The organism is Trichocoleus sp. ST-U2 (genome assembly GCF_039961875.1).
Taxonomy (GTDB): domain Bacteria; phylum Cyanobacteriota; class Cyanobacteriia; order Cyanobacteriales; family FACHB-T130; genus FACHB-T130.
In genome coordinates, this window is record NZ_JAMPJY010000005.1 from 88,101 (window position 1) to 115,095 (window position 26,995).

Here is a 26,995-nt window from a genome sequence, read left to right on the forward strand (position 1 = left end):
AATCTATGTTACGCGATCTCACTATCCAAAACTATCGCTGCTTCAAGGATTTCTATATCGACGGTTTGGCGCGTGTCAATCTTCTGGTCGGCATGAACAACAGCGGTAAAACCAGTCTACTGGAAGCAGTTTGTCTGTTAGTTAATCAGAATAGCCCCTCGCTTCTTCTGGATTTACTAGCTAAGCGAGGTGAGTTTGCTGAACAGCTTTTTATACGTGAATCTGGCGAAGTAATACATCGTTTGAATCGATATCAAATTAGACATATCTTTCGTAGCCATCAGTTTCAGCCTGAACAAGACATTCATTTTAAATCGCGGCAAGAAAGCCCCCTTTCCCTTTCACTTAGCATCGGCCTATTTCCTTCAGTTCAGAAGGATTTACATTCTGAGGATGAAGGCATAAGTGAACAAGATGATATTGATACAGATGCTTTTAACCTTGTATTTATTTACATTTCAGACGAGCGAGCTACAAGACAGGATATATCTATCGATGAGGATGGCTCGATTGAATCACGCTCCTTTCAATTACTAAAACAAGCGCCATCCAGTGTCTTTTTAAAGACTAGTATTAAAAGCCTGTTTTTGACAACTGGTATGATGAGCTTTGAGCAATTAGCTGCTTTATGGGACAAAATAACACTCACCCCCAAAGAAAACAGCATAATAGAAGCATTGCAAATTCTGGAGCCAGCTATAGAGCGCATTAATTTCACTAGCCGACAGACTTTTAACAGTGGCATCCTAGTCAAGCTGCGCGGACAGCCTAACCCAATTCCTTTAGGTAGTATGGGTGATGGGATGCGCCGGATTCTAACTCTAGCTATGGCAGCAGTGACAGTTGAAAACGGGTTTTTAATTGTAGATGAGATTGATACAGGTCTTCACTATCAGACGCAAACTGATATGTGGCGTTTAATATTAGAAATATCACAACGGTTGAACATTCAAGTATTTGCTACTACCCATAGTTGGGACTGTATAACTGCATTTCAAGAATCTTTGGCTCAAACAAAAGATAGCTCAATAGGAAAGTTATTTCGCTTAAGCCGGAAGGATGAAAATATACGTGCTGTTGAATACACTCCTGATGAATTATCTATTGCTGTGCGCCAAAGTATTGAGGTGCGTTGATGCCTTTATCACGAAAACCACCTAAACCAAAACCGCAGCAATTATTGGTTGAAGGAAAGAATGACCGACACGTTATTTGGGCTTTGTGCGAACAACATAAACTTCCAGAAACCTTTTCTGTAGAAGTGCCTCAAGAAGATGAAGATCCAGGAATAGAAGCACTTTTGATGAGCTTGCCTTTAAAACTGAAACAAGAAAACTTGCGTACATTAGGAATTGTAGTGGATGCCGATCAAGACTTACTGGCACGATGGCAAGCGGTACGCGATCGCCTGAGTGCAAGTGGCTACAAAGACATTCCCAAATCTCCACCTGCTGAAGACTGGATTTATGCTCCGCCAGACTTACCACGAGTAGGGGTTTGGCTGATGCCAGATAATCAAATTCCGGGAATTTTAGAAGATTTCGTTGCCCATCTAATCCCACAAAATGATGCCTTGCGTCCGAAAGCAGAAGCAATTTTGCAAGAAATTGAACAGGATTGCCTCAATTGCTATACATTAGTTCACCGTCCCAAAGCCTTGATCCACAGTTGGCTAGCTTGGCAACAAACACCAGGAATGCCTATGGGGCAGGCAATCACAGCACAAGTGCTACGTTACGATTGTGCGATCGCACTCATCTTTGTTGCTTGGTTAAAACTACTGTTTGAGTTACCTAATCCGTCATGAGTAAGACGAAAATATAAGTTTTGTGCGATCGCTTTCGTATCCATCCTAAGCCATCATCGCATCGCTTCCGCTGAAAGTCTAAAGCTACAGGAACAGTTAGCAACGGATACACAACTTGAATGTTTGGCTATCTTTGAGAAAGATTTTTCGAGTATTTTGGTAATCTCCTCAGCCGCTTGAGGTCGCCAGAAAAAGTACCCTTGCATCTGTTCGCATTGGAGATTTTGCAAGAAATCTTTTTGCGCTTCTGTTTCCACGCCTTCCGCAACCAGTCTCAGATTGAGTACCTTTCCTAACGCTGCGATCGCTGTAATGATGGCTGCATCATTGGGGTCGCTTGTCAAGTCTCGAACAAAGGATTTGTCAATTTTTAAGGTATGGAAGGGAAACTTTTTCAAATAAGTCAGAGAAGAATATCCCGTCCCAAAATCATCTAGAGAAATGTAAACTCCTAGCCGATGCAACTCACTCAAAGTTTTTCGGGTAAAATCTACATTTTGCATCGTGATTGTTTCAGTAATTTCTAACTCCAGAAATTGCGCTTCGAGTCCAGTTTCTTCCAGAACTCGCGTCACCATTTTGACTAAATCGGGTTCCTGAAACTGTCGGGCAGAAAGGTTAACCGCCACTTGTAAGTCGGCAATTCCTGCATCGTGCCAAGCTTTATTTTGAGCGCAGGCAGTCTTTAACACCCATTCCCCAATTGGTACGATGAGTCCGGTTTCTTCCGCTAGGGGAATAAATATTCCTGGAGAAACTAGCCCAAATTTTGGATGCTGCCAGCGCAACAGGGCTTCAACGTGGGTGATTTCTCCAGTCGTTGTATTGACTTGAGGTTGGTAGTAAACGACAAATTCTCCCCGTTCTAGAGCATGGTGCAAATCGTTTTCGAGTACCAATAACTCAGAATTCTGAGAATTCATTGCTGGATTATAAAATTGATAGTTATTCCGACCTTGTTCTTTGGCACGATACAAGGCAGCATCGGCGTTTCTCAAAAGCGTTTCAGCATCTGTGCCATCACTGGGATAAAGTGCAATCCCAATACTGCTACTGATATGCAGGGAGTGCCCTTCTAAATAAAATTCTGGCTTTAAAGCTTCCAAGATTTTCTGGGCAATCTTAGCAGCGTCCTCTTTACAACGAATTTGGGGGATAAGTAGGGTAAATTCATCCCCTCCCCAACGAGCAACGGTGTCATCCTCCCCCAGACAGCCGATCATTCGTTCAGTCACGCTTTGCAACAAGCGATCGCCAAAAGCGTGCCCCAATGTATCGTTAATCGTCTTAAAACGATCCAAATCCAAAAACATTACGGCAAGCGTACTTTGGCTTTGACGTGCATACGCCAAGGACACAGACAGCCGCTCATTGAATAGCATCCGGTTCGGCAAGCCAGTCAGCAGGTCGTGCAACGCTTGATAGCGGATGGTTTCTTCTGCCTGTTGGCGCTCGGTGACATCGCGGAAGCTCCACACTCTACCGACGACTTTTCCCCCAATCCGTTGAGGCTGGGAATAGCGCTCGAAGATTCTTCTATCTTTAAATTCAAGGAGGTCGTAGCTTTCTGCGTCTGGTTCGCTATAGAGTTCCTGAATTTTGGTGATAAAGGTTTCCGGGTTTTTTAGCTGCTCTAGGACAAATGCTAAGGCTTGGTTGCTATTCCCTGCCGCGACAATAGAGTCGGGGATGCGCCACATTTGGACAAATTTTTGATTGAAACTGGCTATTTTTCCGGTTTTGTCAACTACGAGAATCCCATCAGCTGTTGATTCGAGCGTCGCCTTGAGCAGGGACAGGGATTTTTCCAGTTCCTCTTCTGCCCACTTGCGCTCGGCAATCTCGCCCTCCAATTGCGCGATCGCATTGTTTAATTCTGCTGTACGCTCAAGGACTCGTTTTTCTAAGTCTGCGTTGAGCTGTTTGAGAGCGTTTTCTGCTTGCTTGCGATCGCTAATATCGCGGGAGATGGTAGAAAGAAAGTCAACGCTTCCATCCGGCTTCTTGTGGGCAATAATCAGCTGCAAAACTGGAATCTCCCGTTTGTCGCGGGTCAAAAGTGCAGTTTCGCCACACCAGACGCCATCGCGAATCGCACTAGGAATTCCCTCCTCCAAGATGATTTGACCCGCCCATTTCGGGTGGCAACTGGCAACGCTGAGGTTTGAGATATCCTCTTCGAGAGGAATTCCGACCAAGCGACGACCTGCCTGGTTAATGTAAAATGCGCGTCCTCGATTGTCCGCACTGCCTACGAAATCACTTGTTGCTTCCAAAATCCCGGCAAGGCGTGTTACTGCTTCCTCTGCTTGCTTGCGTTCTTGAGTAAGAGAGATGGCGGCTGCCGCTGCACGCAGCAGGTTGATTTCCAAAGGTTCCCAAGCACGCGCTTCTATGCAGTTGTCAAAGCCGATAAACCCGAAGAATTCGCCCTTAACCATGATGGGCAAAATTAGGATGGAAAGAATTCCCTGAGGTTCTAAGATAAAACGCTCTGATTCGGGTAATTCAGCGACAATTCCGGCAACAATGTCACCTTTTTCTAGCAAATATGCCCAGCGGGGGAAGAAGTCGTCATAAGAAAGGTTTTGCAGCGCCGGATTGTCGATTTCTGGGCGAACGCCCTCGGCACACCACTCCGCACGCTGACTCATCAGCAAGTTGCCTATTTGCGAACGATGGTTCTCGAATACGTAAACGCGACTTGCGCCTGCTGCTTGTCCGAGTTGTACCAATATTTCCGTGTAGCAATTCGTGCTGCCATCAAAAGTCAGCAACCGGCGCTCAACTTCAACCAATGCTGATAAGTAGCGTTCGCGCTGCGCGAGCCTTTCCTCTGCTTGCTTGCGCTTGGTGATATCGCTGAAGGTGCAGATTACTTGTTCAAGGCGACCATCCGCTGCCAACTGAGGTTCGGCATTGACTAATAGCCAGATGCGATCGCCCACACTGGGACGATAAACGCCCATCACGACATTCCGCACAGCTTGACGAGTTGCGATCGCTTGCGACACCGGATGGGTTTCTCCGGGGAACGGTGTACCATCTTCATGAATGACATTCCAATTCAGATCGAAGGAAGTTTTCCCCAGCAGTTGGCTGTCAGTGATACCGAGAAGGTCGATAGCTGCTTGATTGCTCAGCAGGATTTCTGCGTTGGCTCCTTGCAGTAAAACGCCGACGTGAAGCTCCTGTATCAGTGTCCGAAACCGCTCCTCGCTTTCGCGCAGTGCTTCCTCTACCCGCTGACGCTCGACAATCTCGCCCTGAAATTGCCCAATTGCACGCTTTAACTCAGTTGTGCGCTCCTCAACTCTTATTTCTAGTTCTTCTTTCGCTTGTTTGATCGCCAACTCCGCTCGCTGCCGTTCCGTGATATCTTGGGCTACACAAACGATTCCCTGAATTCTATCCGGTACGCTTGCGATCGCTGCACAGGAAAACAGCACCGAGATTCTTCTCCCGTCTTTGGACAGGTAAATTTTTTCCGCATCTCGGACAACCCTTTTTTGAGTTAAATCATCCAACTCCGACGCTGTGAAAGGAAATTTTTCATCGGCAAAAATAACTCCTATCGGTTGCCCAATTAATTCCTCTTTGTGATACCCCAAAAGTTCGCAGGTTGCTTTATTAACTGACTGAATCATGGTATCGGGCGTTACCACGATCAGAGATTCCACCATGCTTTCACAAACATTGATTACATCCGCTGTTTTCTGCCGCAAATCCTCAGCCATTTTATTGAAAGCATCAGCTAAGGCGCTCAGCTCATCTTTGGTGGAAACGTCTATTTTTGTCTCTAGCTTGCCCTTGCCTATCTCTACCGCAGCCGCTTTGAGTTTGTTTAGCCGACTCAATATAGACCGCGAGATAGAAAGACCAAGAAATATAGCGATTAAGACGGTAGATAAACCGACGCCAAATATCATTCTGTCGGTCAACAGCAGAGTTTCCTGAATCTTCTTTCTTTCGGCTTCCAACTCTTGCGATTGAGCCTGAATTTTTTGGTTAATAGTTCCTATAAATTGTTGGCTGGTTTTTTCCAGTTCGTTTTCTTTTGCCAGTAACTCTGGAGTTACCTTTCCCTGCTTTTTTAAGCCAATTACCTCATTGGATAATTTTAAAAGTCTCTCACCTGAAGTTTGGATTTCTTCTGGCAATCCTTGTTCAGATGGGAAAAAATAGTTCGCTAATTCTTTATAATCATTCAGAGCCTTGCGATAATTTTCCTGGCTAGTCTCCACCTTTTGATATTTTTGCGTCGATACAATATCTTTTGCAGATGGATTTCTTTCTATTTCTTGGAATTCTAATTCTTTAGTATACAAAACTACTGTATCCGAAACATATTGCAACCGCTCTAACTCATAGTGAAAAGGAATTGTTCTATTAATAACTTCGTTGTACTTTTTTTCAAGATTATTCGTTCCTTTAATTCCGACATATCCAACCACTTCAACAAGTAGAGCAACGGCTAAGTAACCTGTCATCAATTTGTGGCTGATTTTCATCTAAATGGGTTCCTGATGCTAAACCGTCTTGCTACTTGAAATAGTGTTTCAATAATAAATGCTTAGTAACAATTACCTATTCGTGAATCCTGGAATAGGCAAGGTAATGCCAGTTTAGAGAAGTCATCTCTCTGGCATAGAACTGGAAAACCTTAAAAAGACTTCCAAAAATATATGATTTTTTTATAAAAGATTAATAAAAAAGATACTAAAGTTAAATTTTAGACATAAAACTTTTATGAAAAGCCAGAGACCTAGAGGTAGCATTTATCGTTTGTAGAGACGCGAGATATGGAGTCTCTACAAAACCAACGTTAAGAAGGAGGTAGACCAACTTAATATCTAATCGCTGCGGCGTCGCCTAGAGGAAGGCCAAAAGCAAAAACCGATCGCCTCCTTAAGCTTCCCTAATGCATCCCTTCAACAATAAGAGGACAACGCCTAAGAAATTGCCATAGGTTTTGACCGATTTGACCTCTCTCGAACAGTTGCAGTAGAGCCTCTCTGGCTTTGACGCATCGGGATTTCAATCCAAAACTCTGCTCCCTGTCCCGCGTCGGAAATGCAGAGAAGCATTCCTGAATGCTTCTCTACTACAATTTGATAGCTAATTGATAGCCCCAGCCCCGTTCCTTGCCCAACTGGCTTGGTCGTAAAAAACGGATCGAATAGCCGTTTTCTTACCTCTTCCGTCATGCCTAGTCCATTATCAGCAATTCGCACAGCAACACGGTCGGGGTGCAAAACTTGAGTGCTAATCCGAATCGTTGGGGATGGTTCAAGATTACTTGTCGATTGTTCATTGTTACGAGCAATGAACGATAAGCCATCAAAGGCTTCTAGGGCATCAATAGCATTGCTAATAATATTCATAAATACCTGATTCATCTGACCCGCATAACACTCAACTAAAGGCAAATTTCCGTATTCTTTAACCACCTCAATAGCGGGATGCTCCGGCTTAGCTTTTAATCGATTTTGCAAGATTAAAAGAGTGCTATCTAATCCCTCGTGAATATCAACTGGCTTCATGTCTGCCTCGTCAAGGCGAGAGAAATTCCGCAAAGAAAGAACAATTTGACGGATACGTTCAGTGCCAATTTTCATCGAAGATAGGATTTTGTCTAAATCTGCAATAATAAAGTCAAGTTCGACAGTTTCTGCTTGCTCTTCGATCTCGGTAATTGGGTTAGGATAGTGTTTTTGGTAAAGCTGCACCAGTCTCAACAAATCTTGTGTATATTCACCCACATACACAAGGTTGCCGTGGATAAAATTAACGGGGTTATTAATTTCATGAGCTACCCCAGCAACCATTTGACCAAGGCTAGACATCTTTTCGGTTTGAATGAGCTGAGCTTGGGTTTGTTGCAAGTTTTGCAAAACTTGCTGAAGTTCTGTTTCTGCCTGCTTGCGTTCGGAAATTTCAATTTCTAAGTTTTGGTTTAACTCAATCAATTCGGCAGTCCGTTCAATTATCTTTTGCTCTAAAAAATAGTAAGATTCTGCAAGTTTTTTTGCCATTTGGTTGAACTCGCAAGACAATTTTTCAATTTCATCTCCTGTTTGAATATTTAGGCGATAATCTAAATTACCTGCACCAATTTTTGTCGCTCCTAACTGGAGTTTTTTTATAGATAAAATGACTGGGATTAATATTAATATCATCTGCCCAGTGAGAATTATAAGAATTAAACCTGTAGTGGCATATCTAATAATATGGGTTGTCTGTTTAAATTTATTTGATTCTTGCCTTGCTAGGGCATACTGCTGCTGAATATTAGTAACTAGATAATTTAAAGAGAAATCAATATCTTCTTTAAAAGAATTGATGGTTCTGAAATCCTGCTGAGTCTGTTTAAGAGTAGAAGGTGTATCGCGAAGCTCTGTTGCTAAGCGGACGAGAAAACTATGGCGACGGCGAACAACTCTCAGTTCTGAATTTTCTGGCATCAGACTTTCTAAGTCATCCAAGCTAAGGATAAAGTCAGACATCGCCTTGTGATATTTTGCCATGTCTGAGGGGTCTCGGTTGAGGATGAGATAGTTCCTCAGTGCTGCGATCTGGTCTCTTAAAGAAACTTTTAGATTCAAAACTATACTGTCAGCTTGAGCGGCTCTTTCTCGGCTCGTTTCGGTAGATTTTTCTACTTGCTTGAGCCAGTCTTCACTGCCAACTGTAAGGCATAAAATTAGCCCTACTACGGCAATAGAAGATCCAATAAACTTAGTTAATATTTTCATTGCATTCGGCTTTATTTCAACTTAAGGCGCTCTTGGAGCTTTCTAATCGGTGTATAGTCTCGATCTTCTACCAGAGTATATCCAGCCGACTCAGAACCACTGGGATCTAGCAGTCCCTCTGGAGAGTTGACAAATGCTTTCTTGAGGTCGATTACCAGTTGGGATGGAAGCTTACTAGAGACGACAATGGGCGAAAGAGGAATTGGGTCAGATTCCCAAATAATTTTGTATTTTAAAGGGTCGATATTTCCCTCTTTCTGTTGCTGAAGATACGAGCGTTTATCATCCGCGATCGCATCCACCTTTCCTGCTAGTAAATCCGCTTTCACCTTGTCGTGACTACCCGCATACTTGACTGTAGCAAAGTCGCGTTCGGGGTTAATACCAATGTCTTGAAAGTGAGCTAAAGGCACTAAATAACCCGAAGCTGAGGATTTACTGACGAAGGCAAATCTCTTACCTTTTAAATCTTTAATAGTTTTGATACCGCTGGCATTATTAACAACGATCGCGCTTGTATACCAAGGTCGTCCAGTTGTTCTTTCAATGGGCGCAACAATTGGCTTAAGTTGGGGATCTCGAAGATGTGCCTTCACATACGACAGGGGGCCTAGAAAAGCCATTTCTACTTTTCCTGTTACCAGTAAATCTATCGATGTGTCGTAGTCTTTTGTAATCTGAAATTTAACAGGCTTTCCTAATGTCTTGCTTAGATAGTCCGCTAGTGGCTGAAGTTGCTTTTCCTGTTCTGCTGAAACCTGCCACGGAATCACCGCCATATTTATGGTTTTTAGTTCGTCTCCTGTATTCCTAGAACTATCGCTCAGTGGCTGAGAGCTGGGGCTTATTGGCGTTGTGGTATTTTCACTTGGCTGAGTACAGGCTACACAACTGTACGTAACGGACAAGGCTAGGATGAAGCAAGTCACTGCTCGTTTGTAAGAGCGATTTCGTGTCCAGGATAGATGTTTTTGCATTCTGTTTAAGGCTATGTTTACCTTTTAAGTTTTTACCGTGTCTGGAGAATAATACCGCTTTCCAAAATTATGAAAATAACACTTCAAGAAATGTTATTTTTTCACATCTTAAGTTAAGTGGTAATATGAGAGATTACTACTTAAATTTTGAGTCTGCTAATTTAGATTCATGCTTTTACTCAATCCTCATTCTCAGGAGGATTGGAGAAAATAAACACTGTGTTTTTACGGGTTTTTAAGATTTTCTTTCTCAAACCCAAAATCTAGTTTTAAGCGATCGCTCATCTATCCACCCACAGATGCTCCTTAAGGGGGGATTAACTTAGTAACAGGGAAAATTACTCCAAAGTCTGGCGATCCAAGGGATTGAGAGGTTCTCCCAGGATTACAGCATTAACCAAAAAGGATTGCCTTAGAAATCCCTTCTGTCGTTTGAAATCGCGGAAAATGTGTCAATTCCCTTGCCTTGGACTTTGTGTGACTGGAATCTCTACAACGAACTCGGTTCCCTCTCCCACTACTGATACACAACTGATCGACCCTCCATGTTTTTCTGTGACAATCTGATAGCTGATTGCTAATCCTAGCCCGGTGCCCTGACCGATTGGCTTGGTCGTGAAAAATGGGTCAAAAAGTCGCGCCTTGACATTCTCACGGATGCCGGGGCCGTTATCTGCAATTCGCACAACAATTTTGTTCGCGTTCAAAACCTCAGTGCAAATCTGGATGGTTGGTAATTGAGAATTAGGAATGGGGAACTCGCTATTAGAACTTGTTTCTCCAGAATCCATGAGCTTTTGACGATTAGAGGGCAACCCTTCTAAAGCATCTATGGCATTGCTCAAGATATTCATAAATACTTGATTCAGTTGTCCTGCATAACACTCTACTTCTGGCAGCGTGCCATATTTCTTAATAACTGTAATTCCTGGAGAATCTGGTTTAGCTTTCAGCCGATTCTGCAAGATTAAGAGGGTGCTATCAATACCCTCGTGAATATCAACCGGCTTCATTTCTGCTTCATCCAGGCGGGAGAAGGTTCGCAAAGAGAGAACAATCTGGCGGATGCGGTCAGCGCCTAACTTCATTGAAGCGACCATTTTGGGCAGGTCTTCAAGAACAAACTCAATGTCTAAAGCCTCAACTTCTTCTTGAATCTCTGGCGCGGGATTGGGATAGTACCGTTGGTAGACTTTCATTAGATTGAGCAAGTCTTGTGTATATTGCTCGGTGTGGATGAGATTGCCGTAGATAAAGTTAACGGGATTATTAATTTCATGCGCCACTCCAGCGACCAGTTGACCCAAACTGGACATTTTTTCAGTCTGAATCAGTTGAGATTGGGTCTTTTTGAGTTCGTGCAAAGTTTGCTGCAACTGCTGGGCTTTTTCTCGTTCCTTCGCTTCCGACTGGCGCAAGGCATCAAGAGCTTGCTTGCGATCGCTAATATCATTGTTAATTTCTAGTCTGGCGGACACCTGACCAAATTCATCTAATTGCAGCGTCCATCGGCTAGCTACCGTGATTTGAGTGCCATCACGCTTGGTGTGAATCAATTCGCCTTCCCAATTCCCTTCACGCAGGCATATCTCTAGAACTTCCTCTTTTGGTAGGGGAAAGACAGTTTCCAAGAAGGTGTGGATGTACTGACCGAGTGTTTCTGCTTTTGTCCAACCATATAGCCGTTCAGCGCCCTGATTCCAATAGCTAATCTTGTCATTCAAATCCCGAATGATAATCGCGTCACTGGCTAAGTCAAGCATCTCCATGTTCTGCCGCAAGGCTTTCTCCGCCTGCTTGCGTTCGGTAACGTCTTCTATGGTGCTGAGGATACCGATTACTTTGCCCATCGCATCGTGAATGGGAACTTTGTTGATGTCTACCCAGAGTTCTTCATTGTTTGGCTGAATCAAGCGTTCGATAATATGCAGTTCCGGGGTATCCGTTGCCATCACGCGACGGTCGTCTTTGCGGTATTTTTCTGCTATTTCTTGCGACCACAAGTCATAATCCGTCTTGCCAATAATGTTTTCTGGATTGCTAATCCCAGTGATTTGACATGAAACCTTATTACAGCCTAAATAGACAGAGTTTCTATCCTTCCAGAAGATATATTGGGGAATATTATCCAAAATCAGTTGCAGCAGTTCTGCGCCTTTGCGAATGTCCTCAGCTGCTTTGCGATCGGTGATATCATTGCCAAATTGAATCACATCAACCAATTTGCCTCGCTCGTCAAACCGCTTCAGAACATTCCAATTGATAATCCGTTTTTCTCGATTCTGGATGGTCAAAACTGTTTCATAGTCGCGGACGCCTCCGTGCTTCAGGGTGGATAATAACTGCTCGATACCTCTGTATTCATCGTCAGCATAAAAGATTTCCCACCAGTTGCGTCCAATTAATTCTTCTGCACAGTAGCCTGTCACCTGCTCAACAGCAGGATTGACAAATGTAATCACCCCATCAAGCTTTAGCCCAACGACTAGTGCTGGTGTAGTCTGAACAATAAATGATGTATAGTCGCGTTCTTTCTGAAGTTCATTTTCTGTCCGATAGCGATCGCTCATCTCCCCATAAATAAGCCTGTAAACCCATAAAGCAATAATAAAATTTAGGAATACACCGCTTAAAAATGTAATTAGAGAGTCACGCGCCTGGTCTTTCGCTTGTTGGTACCGCTCCTTCAACAAATGCTTTTGGTCATTTTCCAAATCATTGACAAGCAGGCGGATGTTATCCATCACTACCTTGCCTTCATTCGTCTTAACTAATTGCTGCGCGGCTTCAAATCCCTTGTTTTTTCGTAATTCGATTGACCGTTTCAATTCAGAAAATTTACTTGCAGTCAGAGATTCCAGAGTGCCGAGCTTCTGCTGTTGATTGAGGTTATTTCCCGCTAATCCCTTGAGAAACTCAACTTGTTGATTAACCTTAGCTGTTGCTGTGTAGTAGGGTTGTAAATAAGCCTCGTCTCCAGTGATTATGTAGCCACGCTGCCCAGTTTCTGCGTCCTTGATTCCGGAAAATACATCATCAAGCTGATTAATGAAGGTAAAGGTATCGTCTACTGAGTTATTCGCTTGCACGAGTTGCGTGATACTCCGGTACGAAATCCCACCAATGCTAACCAGTAGGACAGTTGCCACTCCCAGACCTCCCGCAACCTTGTAGAAGAATTTCCGATGCAAGTGCTTCGTTGAGCTGCCCTCAGTGGGTGCATACACTAGCTCAGCTTCATTTTTAGGCAGAATCGCTTTCATCATGGCGTGTTTCGGTGAACTAAGGTTGAGGGTGAACGATAACCAGTAGCAGCTTCCAGACTTAGAAAGCGAAGCTTGATTGCATTTTTCGGATAGCGATGAAAAGCCTATAGTGTTCTCTTGATGAGGATTTTACTTGGGCAAGGGCATCGAGAAAAGATTTTGTAAATCTGATTCCATCCTTGTCTTAAAGGTATATTTGCCTAATAAAGTTCATTCTTTAGACAGATGTTTTCTCTTGATTTTATTCATAAACACAAGTTGAACAATATCGGCAGAATGAGGCAAATGTTAAGCCTTTTTGCGAGATAGAGTCCAAAAAACTTTTAGAGCCGCGTCATCAAACTCGGCTGCGACCTAATTTCGACTCAAAAAACGTCTAGATGGAAATCTCCGTTTCAGGGTTTTACACATCTTAAACGGGTCTAGAGCGCGATCGCCTTCTTGGTAGGCGGCGATGCAGCGACTCGCACCTGTTTTCTTTGCAAGCGATCGCGCTTTACCAAGCCGATGGTGCCCTCCTGACTCAATTAACTAGCTTAGGAATTTACTGAAATTCTTAATGATTTGGAGAATTTAACTAAATGTAAATTCCTAACAGCAAAACTGCCAAAAATCGAAAAGATACTTCATATCGTTTCTAAAAACAATTCGATAAGCTGAAAGAAGACAGAAAGTTGAGGAAATTATATGACCGCTTTTTCTAGCGCTGGATTAAAGCAACCAGCATGGCAAACAACCGTCACCTTTACGTTGGCTTTCTGGCTTAGCGGAAGCTTGCTTTTGGACTGGGTAATTATGCCCAGTTTGTTTGCAACCGGGATGATGACTCAACCTGGATTTGCAACAGCAGGTTATTCAATTTTCTGGATTTTTAATCGGATTGAATTATTATGTGCAGCCTTAGTGTTAACGGGGCTGTTGGTTCTTCACCGCACTCAGGCTGCTTCTAAGCTGGGAGGGCGCAAAGTAATTTTCTTATCCCTGTTCTTGCTGACAATTGCCATTATTGATACATATTTTTTAACCCCACAAATGAGCGCGCTGGGGCTACAGCTCAATCTTTTTGAACCCGTTGCTGAGATTCCTGCCGGGATGAATCAAATGCACGGGGGCTACTGGACATTAGAAGCGTTGAAGTTGATTGCTAGCGGTACGCTGTTGGGTTTGTGCTATCGCGATCGCGCTTAAACGCCAGTATTTCAATTAAAGCCCATCTCATCCGTCAGACTGAAGTCCGCGGCTAGACAAAAAATTAGCCCTGCCTGCGCGGGCTAATTTTTTAGCGTTGAACTGGCAAATCGAGACGGGGTTTAAAGGTTTCGATTTGCCGCAGCTTTTCGTAGAGTTCCCGTTCTTGGGAAGTGACCGTTTTGGGAACCACAACCTGAATTTCAACTAACTGATCGCCGCGATCGCCTCTACCTGTCGGGTAGCCTTTTCCGGCAAGGCGCAGGCGCTTCCCGTGCCCGACACCGCTAGGAAGCGTCATTTTCACCAAACCATCCAAGGTAGGAACTTCCACGGCTCCCCCCAAGACTGCCTCGCTGGGAGTGACTGGCAATTGGCAGAAAATATCCGAGCCTTCTACTTGAAAGAAGGCGTGGGGCGATACGGTAATTTTGAGGTACAAGTCCCCACCTTCAATGCCCTGACCCTTCAGCCGGATGCGCTGCTCGTTGACCATTCCGGGTGGCATATCCACTTCCAGCGATCGCCCATCTTCCAGCCGAATCCGCTCTCGTCCTCCCTGATAAGCTTTTTCGAGGGGCATCGTCAGTCTGGCTTCAACATCGCGCCGACTAGGGCGCGAATTCACGGTGTAGGATGTTTTCGTGTTACCAGGACGGAAGGTATCGGCTGAGGCAACTCGGTTGTTGGAACTGGGTGCCTGAGTAGCTACACGGGTTTCCCGACGTCCTAGCAGAGTATCGACAAAGCTGTTAAAGTCCGGGTAATCGTCATATTTTAATTCTTGTGTGCCGTTGCGACCGTTGGAGCGAGTCCCCCAGGCTTTAGTCCCCTTCGTCCCTTTAGCGCCCTTGAAACCGCTCCGGTTCCAGAAACGGCTGAACTGATCGTATTGCGATCGCTTACCCGGATCGGAAAGAACTTCGTAAGCCTCACCGATATCCTTGAACTTTTCTTCTGCTGTTTTGTCGCCAGGATTTAGATCGGGGTGATACTGCCGAGCTAGCCGCCGATAAACTTTCTTAATTTCGTCGCCGGAGGCATCACGAGCAACGCCCAGCATCTGGTAGTAGTCCCGAAAATTTTGCATAGTTAATTAACGATTAGCTGTTACCGATTAGCTGTTACCGATTAGCTGATTGAGCGTTGGATATTCACAGTTTTAGCAGACTAATCCTCTACTATTTGTGCCAGACCGCTTCAATAGCTAACAGCTAATCGCTAACAGCTATAGCTAATTTACAGCCAATCATCATCATCATCCCAATCATCCTCAGGTTGAACAATTCTCGAAGTCCGGCGGGGAGCCGCGTCACTATCCCGACTATACCGCTGACCGCCTGTAGAGCCGCTATTGCGACGGTCATCGTCATAGCGATCGCGCGAACGGCTACCCTCCGAGCGATCTTGATAGCGGCTACCCTCCGAGCGATCTTGATAGCGGTTACTTTCATAACGATCTTGATAGCGGCTACTCTCATAGCGGTCTTGTGTCGAGTTGCCAAACAAGGAATCGCCTTCGCCGGAAAACGTGCGACGGATCGATCCGAAAAAGTCGTCCTCGTCCTCCATTGATTCCATCCGCACCTCTCGGTTCAGCTCGTAGAGTGCATCCTGGAGATCGCTTTGTGCCCGATCCACAGACCGATCGTCATCGCGGGCAATGCTCTGGCGCAGTTCCTGCACCATGTTCTCAATGCGACGGCGCTGACCGGCAGCAAACTGCATTCCATAGGTCAGCGCCACTTCTTTCAGTTGCCGTTCCGCACTGAAAGCCAGTGCTTCAGCGCGGTTGCGCTTCTCCACCCGTTCGCGCCGTTCCCGATCTGTTGAGGCATATTGCTCGGCTTCCTGAATCATCCGGTTAACTTCCGATTCGCTTAAAGTGGAAGCCCCTTGAACGGTGATGCTCTGCTCTCGCCCTGTCGTCCGGTCTAACGCCGTCACCTGCAAAATCCCGTTGGCATCAATATCAAAAGATACCTGAACTTGGGGAACTCCTCGCGGTGCTGGGGGAATGCCAGTGAGCTTAAACCGCCCTAGCGACTTGTTATCAGCCGCCATTTCCCGTTCCCCTTGAAGGACGTGAACTTCCACCAAGGTTTGGTTATTTTCAGCGGTCGAGAAGATATCCGAACGCCGCACGGGTATCGTCGTGTTTCGGGGGATGAGTTTCTTCATCACGCCGCCTATCGTTTCCAATCCTAGGGACAAAGGCGTGACATCCAGCAACAGCACGTCTTTGACTTCACCGGCGAGGATTCCCGCTTGAATTGCGGCACCCACTGCCACGACTTCATCTGGGTTAACGTTCTCGTTCGGTTCCTTGTCAATTAAGCTACGAACCAGCTGTTTCACCAAGGGAATGCGAGTAGAACCGCCCACTAACACCACTTCATCAATCTTGGAGGGGTTCAGACCGGAATCCACTAAAGCACGTTTGACGGGTGCCTTCAATCGGCTCACCAAATCCCCACACAATCCTTCAAATTGCGCCCTCGTCAACCTGGTTTCTAAGTGTACGGGACCTTCTTCCGTGGCAGTGAGAAAAGGTAAGTTAATATCTGTGACCGTGACGCCAGACAGCTCAATTTTGGCTTTTTCGGCGGCTTCCGTGAGGCGTTGTAAGGCTTGGCGATCGCGTCTGAGATCTACCCCTTCTTTTTCCAGAAACTGCTCTGCCAGCCAATCTACAATTTTTCGGTCAAAATCGTTACCGCCCAATTGGGTGTCGCCACTGGTGGCTTTTACCTCAAACACTCCATCCCCTACTTCCAGGATGGAAACGTCAAATGTACCGCCGCCCAAGTCAAACACTAGAATCGTCTGAGTATCCTGGCGATCCAAACCATAAGCCAAAGATGCAGCCGTTGGCTCGTTAAGAATCCGCAATACATCCAACCCGGCAATTCGCCCAGCATCTCGCGTCGCTTGCCGTTGGGAATCGTTGAAATAAGCTGGAACGGTAATCACTGCGCCCGTCACCGGCTGTCCCAGATAACGACTCGCCTCATCTGCCAACTTTTGCAGCACCATTGCCGAGATTTCTTCTGGAGCAAATTCCCGCTTCAGTCTGGGGCATTTAACTTTAATATTGCCCTCGTCATCCCGCCGAATCGTGTAGGGAACTTGCTTCGAGGTGGGGCTAAGTTCGGCATACTTACGTCCGATGTACCGTTTTACCGCATAAAACGTATTTTGCGGGTTTAGAACGGCTTGCCGCCGTGCCATTTGTCCAACTAGGCGTTCCCCGTCTTTGCTGAAGCCTACCACGGAGGGAGTAGTCCTCATGCCTTCCGCATTGGCAATGACAACGGGCTTGCCGCCTTCCATGACAGCTACGACTGAGTTGGTTGTTCCGAGGTCAATGCCGACTACCTTGCCCATGCGATTCGTGTTCTCCTTACCTAACTTAATATACTGAGAACAATTTGCTGGATTTATTCTATCTTGCTGTCAGGAATGAGCAGTATCAGGCAAGAGAGAAACTCAATGATATATCGACTCTTTATTATTTTTGCTGCGAATCATCGCTTCTTGTCCCGCTTTACTGCCGTCGTGGCAGGATGTTTGCTGGCGATTGGCTGTTCGACAACGCTAGTACCCCAAATTACCCATAGGAACCTGCTGGTTCAGCCCTTAGCTGCCACAACAGCAGCGACTAAGAGCGATTCCTTGTCGGAGGCAATTAACTACGCTAACAGGGCTGCTACCCTGGCTCAAACGGCTAGATCGGCGGCGGACTGGGATGAAGTTGCCCAAACATGGCTAAGCGCGATCGCATCCCTGCAAGCCATACCACCCGACAGTCCCCAACGAGTCTATGCCCAGAAGAAAATTATCGAGTATATGGCTTTTTTGCAGGTAGCCCAACAAAGAGCCGCTGCAACCAGCTTTCAGTTAAAATACCCTACCTTTAACAACCAATTGCTTGATAATCAGCTAGTTCTTTATCTGTCCTACATCGCTGCCCTTGGCCCACCCGATATTTTAATTGTAGGCAGTTCCCGCTCTTTGCAGGGAGTCGATCCCAAACAGATGCAGCAAACTTTAGCGGGTAAAGGTTTTGGGGGATTGAAAATCTTTAACTTCGGGGTGAATGGTGCGACTGTCCAAGTGATTGATTTGTTGTTGCGGAAAATTTTAACCGAAGAGCAGTTGCCGAAACTCATTGTGTGGGCGGATGGAGTGAGAGCCTTTAACAGTGGGCGTGTAGATCGGACTTATAACTTGATTTTGGCTTCTCCAGGCTACAAGCGCTTATTAACGGGCAATCGCCCCTTAAGTGGTATTACACCCTCTAACCGCCCGGATACACTCTTAACGGCGACCCCACCTCCAAACCTCAACTCAGTTGCTGATACCAACCTAGACGAAATTCCCCAGAACGAAAGCCAGTTTAATATCACCCTTTTGAATTCTCAGCCGTCCAGCGAGACAATACTGGCTCAAAATACTCTAGGAGGATTGACTCCCGACTACTCGGCAGGGGCAATCGACGCCAATGGATTCCTTCCCGTAAATATCCGATTTAATCCTGCTATTTACTATCGACAAAAGCCGCGAGTTGCAGGCGCTTATGACAGTGATTACAGTGCCTTCCAACTCGGAGGTAAGCAGGAGGTGGCATTGAATAATTTAATGGTATTTGCCAAGCAGCGTCGGATTCCAGTATTCTTCATCAACCTGCCTTTAAGTAGAGATTATTTAGACCGAACTCGTCTTAGAGCTGAGCAACAATTTAGACCTTATATGGTTCGCCAATCTAGTGCTAAAGGATTCATCTTTCTCGACTTATCCGGACAGTGGACAAACCAAAATGGCTATTTTGCCGATCCCAGCCATTTAAATCGCTATGGTGCGGCTGTCATCGGTCGCCAAATTGCTGCCGATACTAGAATTCCCTGGCCTCGCTAGATAAAATATTGTCCGCACCATTGAATGCTAGAGCTAAACAAAGCTCGCAATGCGGACAATTAGCATCTATTTTTTCCTTATTGTCATTGCGACGATTTGGTACGATTGCCCCCTTGGGGTTTAAGTTTTCTCTCCCTAATCTCCTAAAACTCCTCGTTCTCATCTAAATCTAAGTAAGGATCAGGATTGAAATCTTGTTGTATTGTCACTTCATGCTCATAAAAAGCTTGAGGATTTGGAGGATAACAGAGAATAAATCTAGTCTGTTTAATTTCAACAGTATCTTCGAGCCGAGTTTGAATGGAAATTACTTTTTTTAATAGCCGTTGATAAATGACCAAGCTAGGGCAGATGACAACTAATTCTGTCATTCCAGTGTCGTGATGAGTGATTCTCCACTCACAATGGCTAAACAACGCTTTTAGGGAACCATTTAGCTTTTCATACAGACGTTGTCTTTGAGCGCGTACTGCTGCAAGCTCCTTTGCCAGTGCCCTATCTCGTTCGCTGAGTGGTTGAGGTGCATCGGGATTGTCTTGACTCATCGGTCTTTCCTGCGGGTTCAGCTCGGATGATAATTTCTCATTATTGCCCCGATGCGATCGCAGCTAATATTCATCGATCGGGAGAGGGTGACAACTTTACAGAGATTTGCAGTGGGGTAGCGCTATCTTCTGTAACGAAATGCAACGTATAATGAGAGCGACCAAACACGCAAGCAGCTATAAGGGTAGACCATCAGATGCGAGTTGCGATCGCTGGGGCGGGTTTAGCAGGGCTTTCCTGCGCCAAATATTTGACAGATGCCGGTCACACTCCCATCGTTCTAGAACGTCAGGACGTTCTAGGCGGTAAGGTGGCAGCATGGAAAGACGAAGACGGCGACTGGTACGAAACCGGACTGCACATCTTTTTTGGGGCTTATCCCAATATGTTGCAGCTATTTAAGGAACTCGGTATTGAAGATCGATTGCAGTGGAAAGAACACACAATGATCTTCAACCAGCCCGATGCCCCCGGTACTTATTCTCGCTTTGACTTTCCGGACATTCCGGCACCATTTAATGGCGTCACAGCGATTTTGGGCAACAACGATATGTTGACTTGGCCTGAAAAAATTCGCTTCGGGATTGGTTTAATTCCGGCGATGGTTCAGGGGCAAAAATACGTTGAGGAGATGGATAAATACTCGTGGTCGGAATGGATGAAAAAGCAAAACATCCCCCCACGGGTAGAAAAAGAAGTTTTCATTGCCATGTCCAAAGCACTGAACTTCATTAACCCAGATGAAATTTCTGCCACGATATTGCTGACCGCTCTCAATCGCTTCCTTCAGGAAAAAAATGGCTCAAAAATGGCATTTTTGGATGGTTCCCCGACCGAGCGGTTGTGTCAGCCAATGGTAGATTACATCACCGAGCGCGGTGGGGAAGTGCGGTTGAATATGCCGATCAAGGAATTTTTGCTCAATGCCGATGGCACGGTGCGGGGATTCTTGATTCGTGGGTTAAATGGTGCTGCGGATGAAATTATTACGGCGGATGCTTATGTATCTGCGATGCCGGTTGATCCCCTGAAGGTGATGTTGCCCCAATCTTGGCGTCAGATGGAGTATTTCCAAAAGCTAGACGGCTTAGAGGGTGTCCCGGTCATCAACGTGCATCTGTGGTTTGACCGAAAATTAACTCAAATTGACCATCTGCTGTTTTCGCGATCGCCCTTGCTTAGTGTCTACGCGGACATGAGCAACACCTGTCGCGAATATGCGAACCCCGACCGCTCAATGTTGGAATTGGTGCTGGCACCAGCAAAAGATTGGATTAGCAAATCGGATGGGGAAATTGTAGACGCCACCGTTGCAGAATTGGAAAAACTTTTTCCCGATCATTTTGGGGGTGAGAACCCAGCCAAGTTGCTGAAATATCACGTTGTCAAAACCCCTCGTTCAGTCTACAAGGCAACTCCAGGGCGTCAGCAATATCGTCCTTCCCAAGAAACACCGATTGCGAATTTCTATTTGACGGGTGATTACACCATGCAGCGTTACCTAGCGAGTATGGAAGGTGCCGTACTTTCTGGTAAGCTGACAGCGCAGGCAATTGTGAGCAGTCAGTCGTCAGTAGTCACCGATCAATCGTCAACGGTCACCGATCAGGCGTTAGTCGTTAGTGGGTAATGGTTAGGGGGAAAGAGTCTACTCCCGAATATCTGACTATCTATTACCTGCTACCAAAGAACAACAGACTCAGGACAATTGACAATTGACAACGGAAAACTGACAATCTCTGGTGCCTGTACTGAATGCTGCAACTGTCTAATTTCCCGCGCATGAGAACGCTGGCTTCAATAGAGGACGCTTACCAACTCTGTCGCCAGATTACGGCTAAGTACGCAAAGACGTTTTATCTGGGTACGCTGCTGATGCCAGCAGCCAAGCGCCGTGCCATCTGGGCAATTTATGCTTGGTGTCGTCGCACCGATGAACTGGTAGACGGTGCCTCAGCTGCGATTACGACTCCTGAAACTTTGGATCGATGGGAAAAACAGCTAGAATCTGTTTTTGCTGGCGAACCCCTAGACGACCCGGATGTGGCTTTGGTAGATACGCTGAAACGCTTCCCGATGGATATTGAACCATTTCGGGATATGATTGCGGGTCAGCGGATGGATCTCTACCGGAGCCGATACAAGACCTTTGAAGAACTCAATCTTTACTGCTATCGGGTTGCCGGTACGGTGGGGTTGATGTCTACTGCGGTGATGGGTGTCGATACGGAACCGTATACAGCACCCTGGAAACGCAATCAAGAGATTTATATTCCGACCTCGGAAGCGATCGCACTTGGCATTGCTAACCAACTCACTAACATCCTGCGAGATGTCGGAGAAGACGCCCGTCGGGGTCGCATTTACCTGCCCCTCGAAGAATTAGCGTTATTTAACTACACCGAACAGGATCTGATGAATGGGGTAGTCGATGAGCGATGGCGCGAATTGATGCGTTTCCAAATTCAACGGGCACGCAAATTCTACGTTGAAGCCGAACAGGGAATTGGTGCCCTTAGCCCCGATGCTCGTTGGCCCGTTGCGGCGGCTTTAATGCTCTATAGCCAAATTCTCGATCGGATTGAACGCAATCAATACGATGTATTTAGCACCAGAGCTTACGTCCCGACTTCCCGGAAGCTGCTGAGTTTGCCAGCGGCTTGGTTGAGGGCGCAGGTGCTATAACTCTGTGGAGCTGGCGACTTGTGGCGCTTGCGACAACCAGAGGAAAATCAACTCACGTCTGTAAACCCTATGTTTTTTGGGATTAGCCATTCCCGATTTCAAGTCCGTTTATTGAGCAATCGATAAACGGACTTGCTCCTATTTGATCCTTTGATAGCCCCAAATCAACCAGAAATGCGGCTCAGGTTGCCTCTAATGGGCAACGAATGCGGCTAGATGAGGATGCTCGCTCTCGTTCTTCAAGCCTTATTAGCACTACCAGCAATCTCTGGCGGCAATTCAAAGCAGCCATCATCCCCCGGAGAGAAATCCAGCACTTGCACCACAGCATTGATATTTAAAGATCCATAGATATGAGGAAACCGTTCTCCTTCGTCTAATCCCTCGTATCGGATTTCTGCCTCAACTGCCTCCGAATCAAGGCACAGGAGGACTAAGCCACTTTGGGAATGAAAAAAGCTATTCGCTACATTAATAACTTGCTCTGGAGTTGAGCAGTGGATAAAACCCTCCGATTCCAGCGTATCGCCACAATATTTTTTAGTTAATTTTGCTTCTTCCCACTGTTCGCGCTTCGTGATGTGCAAAATAATACTCATAAAATTTCTCAAAAATTGTTAGTTTTACAGTTCAATTGGTAAGAGATAGGCTCTTCTTTACTTGCACAAATAGAGGCAAAATTCGGTTGGCTTAAGACTAAAAACTTTCCCTGTGTAGATTGCCTTGAAGCCTGTAACCACGCATACAAAGGCATTTCATGGGTTTGTCTAACCCGAAGCCAATCTATAATTATGCTAAACCAAACCGGATTGAGTCAAAGCAAATCTTACCCGTTAGACGAATTCTCCTTTGGCAACTAAAATTACTTTACCACCCACCGATACTTCAATGAAATCAGACTTTTTGTGAGCTTTTAATAACAACAAAGAAGGTCTGCCAATTTCATACCCTTGCTCAACTCTGACATCAATTGTCTCTGCTCCAAAATAGGAATGCTGAACCAAATAACCAGCTAAACAACCATTCGCACTTCCTGTAGCCGGATCTTCGGGAATTCCTGCATACTCGGCAAACACGCGCACGCTCAAGTTATTCTCTGGATGATAAGTTTCAGGGCAGAAAACCAATATACATTTGCCTTGAGTATGACTAACTAAATCAAAATATTTATCCTTATTTACCTTGATTCGCTTTAAGGATTGGTGCGTTTTCAAGGGAACGATAATAAAGGGAACTCCCGTAGAAACTTCTTGAATCGGGAATCGAGGATCTATCTCGCTGGGTTCTAAATTCAAAACTTGGGCGAGTGCCTCTCCCTCGAAGGTTTGGGTAAAAATAGGTGGTTTTTGCTGCATCCACAACCATTCTACTGCTTGCTCTCCGTAATGCAGCGATACAGGAATCTGTCCGACTTTTAGATTTAAAATTAAGTTTTCAACCGGCTGATTAATAATTTCTTGTTGCAAAATATAAGCAGTCCCTAAGGTAGGATGCCCTGCAAACGGTAACTCTTGCTCAGGCGTAAAAATCCGCACATCATAACCTCCATCTCGAACCTCTGGAGAGGTTATAAAAGTGGTTTCCGAGTAGTTTGTCTCTTTAGCAATTCTTTGCATTTGAACATCAGAAAGCTCACCGGCATCCGTAAAAACTGCTAGTTGATTACCCGTGTATTTTTCTACGGCAAATACATCAACAATGTAAAAGTGAAGTCGCTTCATACTTGTCAAAATCGCTGCTATATGGTTTATTAGCAAGAGGCTGGGATCGCGTCTAAATGCACAACTCAGCCAGAGGGCAGATATACCAAATAAGGAGGTTGGTATACTAGAGAACGTTTGCAAATCCAGAGTGCATTGTAACTAAAGATTTTTTTGCCAATGCCATTTTTCGGACTTGTTTGGGTAACTTCTTGGGTCAGCTGTTTTTTCTCTAACCAGGCGTTGTCGAGTATACCTGATTACCTCTCGATAACACTTCCAGCCAAGGTTTTTTCATCTGTCAATAATCCGCTAGATAGCGATAAACCTCTGTTTGTTAACTCTGTAGGAACGGGGAAACCCTACTCTTATTTGAGCGGTTTACATTCTCAAAAATTCAGTGCGTTCTTGCCTTCCTGGGATTTCCAGATAGGAGGAAATCAGAGCCAATCTTCATCAAACAAAGCCAAAACGCCTGAACAATCTAGGCGGAAGCTAGCGACGGTGGATAATGTGCTTTGCCGCCCCGGCTCGGCACCCATGAAGGAAGCGCCAGTAGCGCCAACTATCCTATCTCAGTCGGCTTCATGGGTTGAAGTTCCTGTCAGTCGAGCGTCAAAGCCGAGTATTCCAGACAGAATCATGCAGGTGATGCAGAATTTATTGAAATTGCCTGCTTGGGCTGAATCTCGCGATACAAAGCCTTCTCCGGTTGCAGTCGTTCAGATTCGCGACAAAGGCACATCGGGCGATCGCTTAATCAATGAAAAAATTGGAAAACGGCAAGGTCTGTGGATGTCCTTGGCTGGGCGCAAAAGCAAGAGCGTTGCCACATCTAGCGGAGAACCGGAGCAGTTTCAAGTCTGGGTGAAGGGACATTTGGTGGCTCAAATCCCCGAAAAACCCCAAGCTGAGCGATTTGCCAAGCGCGTCGCGCAACTCCTGCAAAACTCCGATGTTGACGCTTCGCAACTGAAACCAACGCTGGTGGATGGGAAGCCGGGGGGTAAGCTAGGCAACAACCAGTTGTTTGTAATTGACGACGCGATCGCTGCCGACTTCAATCGCGATCGCCAACTCTTGGCAATCGAATGGGTAAATAATCTCCGTGTCGCCTTGGGGGAAAAGCCCTTAACCTTGGTGGAAGCTCAAGCCCAAATGCACGGATTAATCCAGACAGATACCAAACTGGAGGGTTTAGCCTCTTGGTATGGGGGCTATTTTCACGGACGCCAAACGGCAAACGGTGAAATCTATAACCAGGATGCACTGACAGCGGCTCATCCCTCTCTGCCTTTTAATACCTTTCTGAAAGTAACAAACTTGAAAAATGGGGATGCTGTCATCGTGCGGGTGACTGACCGTGGCCCTTACATTGCGCCGAGAACGCTGGATTTGTCGCGGGGAGCCGCTCGCTGCGTTAAGAGCGAAGAAGTGGGCGTGATTCCCTATGAAGCCGTGGTGATGAAACCGCTCTAACCTCGATCGAGGGCTGTTCTTGAAAAAAAGACGCGATGATTAATCGCGTCTCTACACTCCATTAACGGTTTAGCCTCTATTCAAGACAGCGGATAGCCTCTAGCAATCCCTTAGCTTTGTTGAGGGTTTCTTGGTACTCGGTTTCGGGCTGAGAATCTGCAACCAGACCTGCCCCCGCTTGAACTGACACCTGATGTTTCCCACTGGCTTGAGAACGAACAACCATCGTGCGAATCGCGATCGCTGTATTTAATTGCCCCTCAAAGTCATACCAGCCATAAGCCCCCGAATAGGGGCCGCGACGGCAGGGTTCGAGTTCGTGAATAATCTCCATCGCCCGAATCTTCGGGGCACCGCTGACGGTTCCGGCGGGGAAGCAGGCTTTGAGTAAATCCCAGGCGGTTTTATCAGGCGCGAGTTCTCCCAGCACGTTGCTGACGATGTGCATCACATGAGAGTAACGCTCGATTAGCATCAATTCATCGACTCTCACCGTGCCACTGGTGCAGACGCGCCCCAAGTCATTGCGACCTAAGTCAACCAACATCACGTGTTCGGCAATTTCCTTCGGGTCTTGAAGTAAGTCCTCGGCAAAGGCGTCATCTTCCTTTGGCGTCTTCCCTCGCGGGCGCGTCCCGGCAATCGGGCGCACGGTCGCGCTCATCCCCTCCTCTGTTAGCGCCGCATCGCCTCCGTAGGAACTCAGCACCGCCTTCACCATCACTTCCGGGCTAGAGCCAATAATCTGCCAATCGCCGAAGTTGAAATAAGCCATATAAGGCGAGGGATTAATTAGGCGCAAAGAGCGATATAAGGCAAAGGGATCGCCGCTATATTCGGCACAGAGTTGTTGAGACAGGACGACTTGGAATATATCTCCGGCGCGAATATAATCTTTTGCTTTTTCGACATTGGCGCAGAATTGTTCGCGTCCGGTGTTACTGGTGTAGGTGAGTTGCTTCTCCCGATTTTCGGGGGGCGTCCATTGCAACAAAGTATCTTTTCCTGACAGAGGTAGCTGGAGTTTGCTGACCAGCTGAGTAACGCGATCGCACGCTTGTTGATATGCCTGGGCCAAATCAACCTCTGGGTCGCGCAAATCCGCATACGCGATCGCCCAAATCTTCCGCTTCACCTGATCGAAAATAATCAGGTTATCTACCTGCATCCACAATCCATCCGGTAAATCGTCCTCTGAGGCGGGATAAATCGGCACGCGCAGCTCTATCCAGTTAATTAGTTCATAACCCCAGAAGCCAAATAATCCGCCGATTCCGGGCGGCAATTGGGGCAACGTTACCGGGTGAAACGGCTTTAGGCAGTAAGCTAATGCCTGAAACGGATCGCCTTCAAACGCGATCGCTCTCCCGTCACGGTGGGTTTGCGTCGTTTTATTTCCTCTCGCCTCCAACACCCACAAAGGATCGCAGCCGACAAAACTGTAGCGACCTACTTTTTCCCCACCTTCCACGGATTCCAGTAAAAAGCTATAAGGCTGTCCAGCACAGACTTTGTACCAAGCAGACACGGGTGTATCTAGGTCTGCCACCCATTCCTGATACACCGGCACAAAATTACCCTGTTTAGCCAGATCGGAAAATTGGGAAAAATCAGGAAAAATCATAATTTTCTTGCGTTCTGGATCGAGGCGATTCGCCCTAGCGCCGCCATTATT

At 46.1% G+C, this 26,995-nt stretch carries 17 protein-coding genes; 7 read left to right on the forward strand and 10 right to left on the reverse strand.

Annotation, left to right across the window (positions count from 1 at the left end; all coding sequences use genetic code 11):
• Positions 1-5: 5 nt before the first annotated feature.
• Positions 6-1,136, forward strand: coding sequence for an AAA family ATPase (locus NC996_RS04835; RefSeq protein ID WP_190688428.1), 1,131 nt, complete (start codon positions 6-8; stop codon positions 1,134-1,136).
• On the forward strand, positions 1,136-1,807 hold the full coding sequence (locus NC996_RS04840; RefSeq protein ID WP_190688431.1) for a DUF3226 domain-containing protein: 672 nt from the start codon (positions 1,136-1,138) through the stop codon (positions 1,805-1,807). Before NC996_RS04835 ends, NC996_RS04840 begins: the two co-directional genes overlap by 1 nt.
• A gap of 53 nt (positions 1,808-1,860) precedes the next feature.
• On the opposite strand, the gene NC996_RS04845 is transcribed toward NC996_RS04840, so the two are convergent.
• The 4 genes from NC996_RS04845 to NC996_RS04860 all read right to left on the reverse strand — a co-directional run bounded on the left by NC996_RS04845 (position 1,861) and on the right by NC996_RS04860 (position 12,805).
• Positions 1,861-6,318: an EAL domain-containing protein gene (locus NC996_RS04845; RefSeq protein WP_190688433.1), complete on the reverse strand. Its 4,458-nt coding sequence runs from the start codon at positions 6,316-6,318 to the stop codon at positions 1,861-1,863.
• Between the two features lie 441 nt (positions 6,319-6,759).
• A complete protein-coding gene (locus tag NC996_RS04850; protein ID WP_190688436.1) occupies positions 6,760-8,562 on the reverse strand; it encodes an ATP-binding protein in 1,803 nt (600 codons plus the stop codon).
• A gap of 11 nt (positions 8,563-8,573) precedes the next feature.
• Entirely contained in the window at positions 8,574-9,539 is a 966-nt protein-coding gene (locus NC996_RS04855; RefSeq protein ID WP_190678936.1) for a phosphate/phosphite/phosphonate ABC transporter substrate-binding protein, read from the reverse strand.
• A gap of 452 nt (positions 9,540-9,991) precedes the next feature.
• On the reverse strand, positions 9,992-12,805 hold the full coding sequence (locus NC996_RS04860; protein WP_190688438.1) for a PAS domain S-box protein: 2,814 nt from the start codon (positions 12,803-12,805) through the stop codon (positions 9,992-9,994).
• 687 nt (positions 12,806-13,492) lie between these two features.
• Between NC996_RS04860 and NC996_RS04865 the strand changes: the two genes are divergently transcribed.
• The gene (locus tag NC996_RS04865; RefSeq protein WP_190415077.1) at positions 13,493-13,993 is read left to right on the forward strand and encodes a hypothetical protein; all 501 of its coding nucleotides are present in this window, start codon (positions 13,493-13,495) and stop codon (positions 13,991-13,993) included.
• 91 nt (positions 13,994-14,084) lie between these two features.
• On the opposite strand, the gene NC996_RS04870 is transcribed toward NC996_RS04865, so the two are convergent.
• The gene (locus NC996_RS04870) at positions 14,085-15,083 is read right to left on the reverse strand and encodes a J domain-containing protein (RefSeq protein ID WP_190415078.1); all 999 of its coding nucleotides are present in this window, start codon (positions 15,081-15,083) and stop codon (positions 14,085-14,087) included.
• A 149-nt stretch (positions 15,084-15,232) separates the two neighbouring features.
• Positions 15,233-17,380 carry a molecular chaperone DnaK gene (dnaK, locus tag NC996_RS04875; RefSeq protein WP_190688441.1) on the reverse strand — a complete coding sequence of 716 codons (2,148 nt, stop codon included), beginning with the start codon at positions 17,378-17,380 and terminating at the stop codon, positions 15,233-15,235.
• 105 nt (positions 17,381-17,485) lie between these two features.
• Here dnaK and NC996_RS04880 point away from each other — a divergent pair, with 105 nt between their 5' ends.
• Positions 17,486-18,910, forward strand: coding sequence for a hypothetical protein (locus NC996_RS04880; RefSeq protein WP_190688444.1), 1,425 nt, complete (start codon positions 17,486-17,488; stop codon positions 18,908-18,910).
• Positions 18,911-19,053: 143 nt separating this feature from the next.
• Here the strand turns inward: NC996_RS04880 and NC996_RS04885 are convergent, their stop codons facing one another.
• The gene (locus NC996_RS04885) at positions 19,054-19,455 is read right to left on the reverse strand and encodes a hypothetical protein (protein ID WP_190688447.1); all 402 of its coding nucleotides are present in this window, start codon (positions 19,453-19,455) and stop codon (positions 19,054-19,056) included.
• A 197-nt stretch (positions 19,456-19,652) separates the two neighbouring features.
• On the opposite strand from NC996_RS04885, the gene pds reads away from it, so the two are divergent.
• Complete coding sequence (gene pds, locus NC996_RS04890) at positions 19,653-21,086, forward strand: 15-cis-phytoene desaturase (RefSeq protein WP_190410267.1); 1,434 nt, start codon at positions 19,653-19,655, stop codon at positions 21,084-21,086.
• Positions 21,087-21,211: 125 nt separating this feature from the next.
• Positions 21,212-22,141, forward strand: a complete 930-nt coding sequence (gene crtB / locus NC996_RS04895; RefSeq protein WP_190410266.1) for a 15-cis-phytoene synthase CrtB — start codon at positions 21,212-21,214, stop codon at positions 22,139-22,141.
• A 239-nt stretch (positions 22,142-22,380) separates the two neighbouring features.
• On the opposite strand, the gene NC996_RS04900 is transcribed toward crtB, so the two are convergent.
• Positions 22,381-22,740, reverse strand: coding sequence for a DUF952 domain-containing protein (locus tag NC996_RS04900; protein WP_190688450.1), 360 nt, complete (start codon positions 22,738-22,740; stop codon positions 22,381-22,383).
• Positions 22,741-22,974: 234 nt separating this feature from the next.
• Complete coding sequence (locus tag NC996_RS04905) at positions 22,975-23,862, reverse strand: PhzF family phenazine biosynthesis protein (RefSeq protein ID WP_190688453.1); 888 nt, start codon at positions 23,860-23,862, stop codon at positions 22,975-22,977.
• 159 nt (positions 23,863-24,021) lie between these two features.
• Here NC996_RS04905 and NC996_RS04910 point away from each other — a divergent pair, with 159 nt between their 5' ends.
• Positions 24,022-25,320 carry a septal ring lytic transglycosylase RlpA family protein gene (locus NC996_RS04910; protein WP_339380443.1) on the forward strand — a complete coding sequence of 433 codons (1,299 nt, stop codon included), beginning with the start codon at positions 24,022-24,024 and terminating at the stop codon, positions 25,318-25,320.
• 76 nt (positions 25,321-25,396) lie between these two features.
• Here the strand turns inward: NC996_RS04910 and NC996_RS04915 are convergent, their stop codons facing one another.
• Positions 25,397-26,944: an anthranilate synthase component I family protein gene (locus NC996_RS04915; RefSeq protein ID WP_190688579.1), complete on the reverse strand. Its 1,548-nt coding sequence runs from the start codon at positions 26,942-26,944 to the stop codon at positions 25,397-25,399.
• Between the last annotated feature and the right edge of the window lie 51 nt (positions 26,945-26,995).

Bases quoted from the DNA above. Each gene is read 5' to 3' on its own strand.
- NC996_RS04835 (WP_190688428.1), top strand. From the start codon at position 6: ATGTTACGCGATCTCACTATCCAAAACTATCGCTGCTTCAAGGATTTC.
- NC996_RS04840 (WP_190688431.1), top strand. From the start codon at position 1,136: ATGCCTTTATCACGAAAACCACCTAAACCAAAACCGCAGCAATTATTG.
- NC996_RS04845 (WP_190688433.1), bottom strand. From the start codon at position 6,318: ATGAAAATCAGCCACAAATTGATGACAGGTTACTTAGCCGTTGCTCTA.
- NC996_RS04850 (WP_190688436.1), bottom strand. From the start codon at position 8,562: ATGAAAATATTAACTAAGTTTATTGGATCTTCTATTGCCGTAGTAGGG.
- NC996_RS04855 (WP_190678936.1), bottom strand. From the start codon at position 9,539: ATGCAAAAACATCTATCCTGGACACGAAATCGCTCTTACAAACGAGCA.
- NC996_RS04860 (WP_190688438.1), bottom strand. From the start codon at position 12,805: ATGATGAAAGCGATTCTGCCTAAAAATGAAGCTGAGCTAGTGTATGCA.
- NC996_RS04865 (WP_190415077.1), top strand. From the start codon at position 13,493: ATGACCGCTTTTTCTAGCGCTGGATTAAAGCAACCAGCATGGCAAACA.
- NC996_RS04870 (WP_190415078.1), bottom strand. From the start codon at position 15,083: ATGCAAAATTTTCGGGACTACTACCAGATGCTGGGCGTTGCTCGTGAT.
- dnaK (WP_190688441.1), bottom strand. From the start codon at position 17,380: ATGGGCAAGGTAGTCGGCATTGACCTCGGAACAACCAACTCAGTCGTA.
- NC996_RS04880 (WP_190688444.1), top strand. From the start codon at position 17,486: ATGATATATCGACTCTTTATTATTTTTGCTGCGAATCATCGCTTCTTG.
- NC996_RS04885 (WP_190688447.1), bottom strand. From the start codon at position 19,455: ATGAGTCAAGACAATCCCGATGCACCTCAACCACTCAGCGAACGAGAT.
- pds (WP_190410267.1), top strand. From the start codon at position 19,653: ATGCGAGTTGCGATCGCTGGGGCGGGTTTAGCAGGGCTTTCCTGCGCC.
- crtB (WP_190410266.1), top strand. From the start codon at position 21,212: ATGCTGCAACTGTCTAATTTCCCGCGCATGAGAACGCTGGCTTCAATA.
- NC996_RS04900 (WP_190688450.1), bottom strand. From the start codon at position 22,740: ATGAGTATTATTTTGCACATCACGAAGCGCGAACAGTGGGAAGAAGCA.
- NC996_RS04905 (WP_190688453.1), bottom strand. From the start codon at position 23,862: ATGAAGCGACTTCACTTTTACATTGTTGATGTATTTGCCGTAGAAAAA.
- NC996_RS04910 (WP_339380443.1), top strand. From the start codon at position 24,022: ATGCCATTTTTCGGACTTGTTTGGGTAACTTCTTGGGTCAGCTGTTTT.
- NC996_RS04915 (WP_190688579.1), bottom strand. From the start codon at position 26,944: ATGATTTTTCCTGATTTTTCCCAATTTTCCGATCTGGCTAAACAGGGT.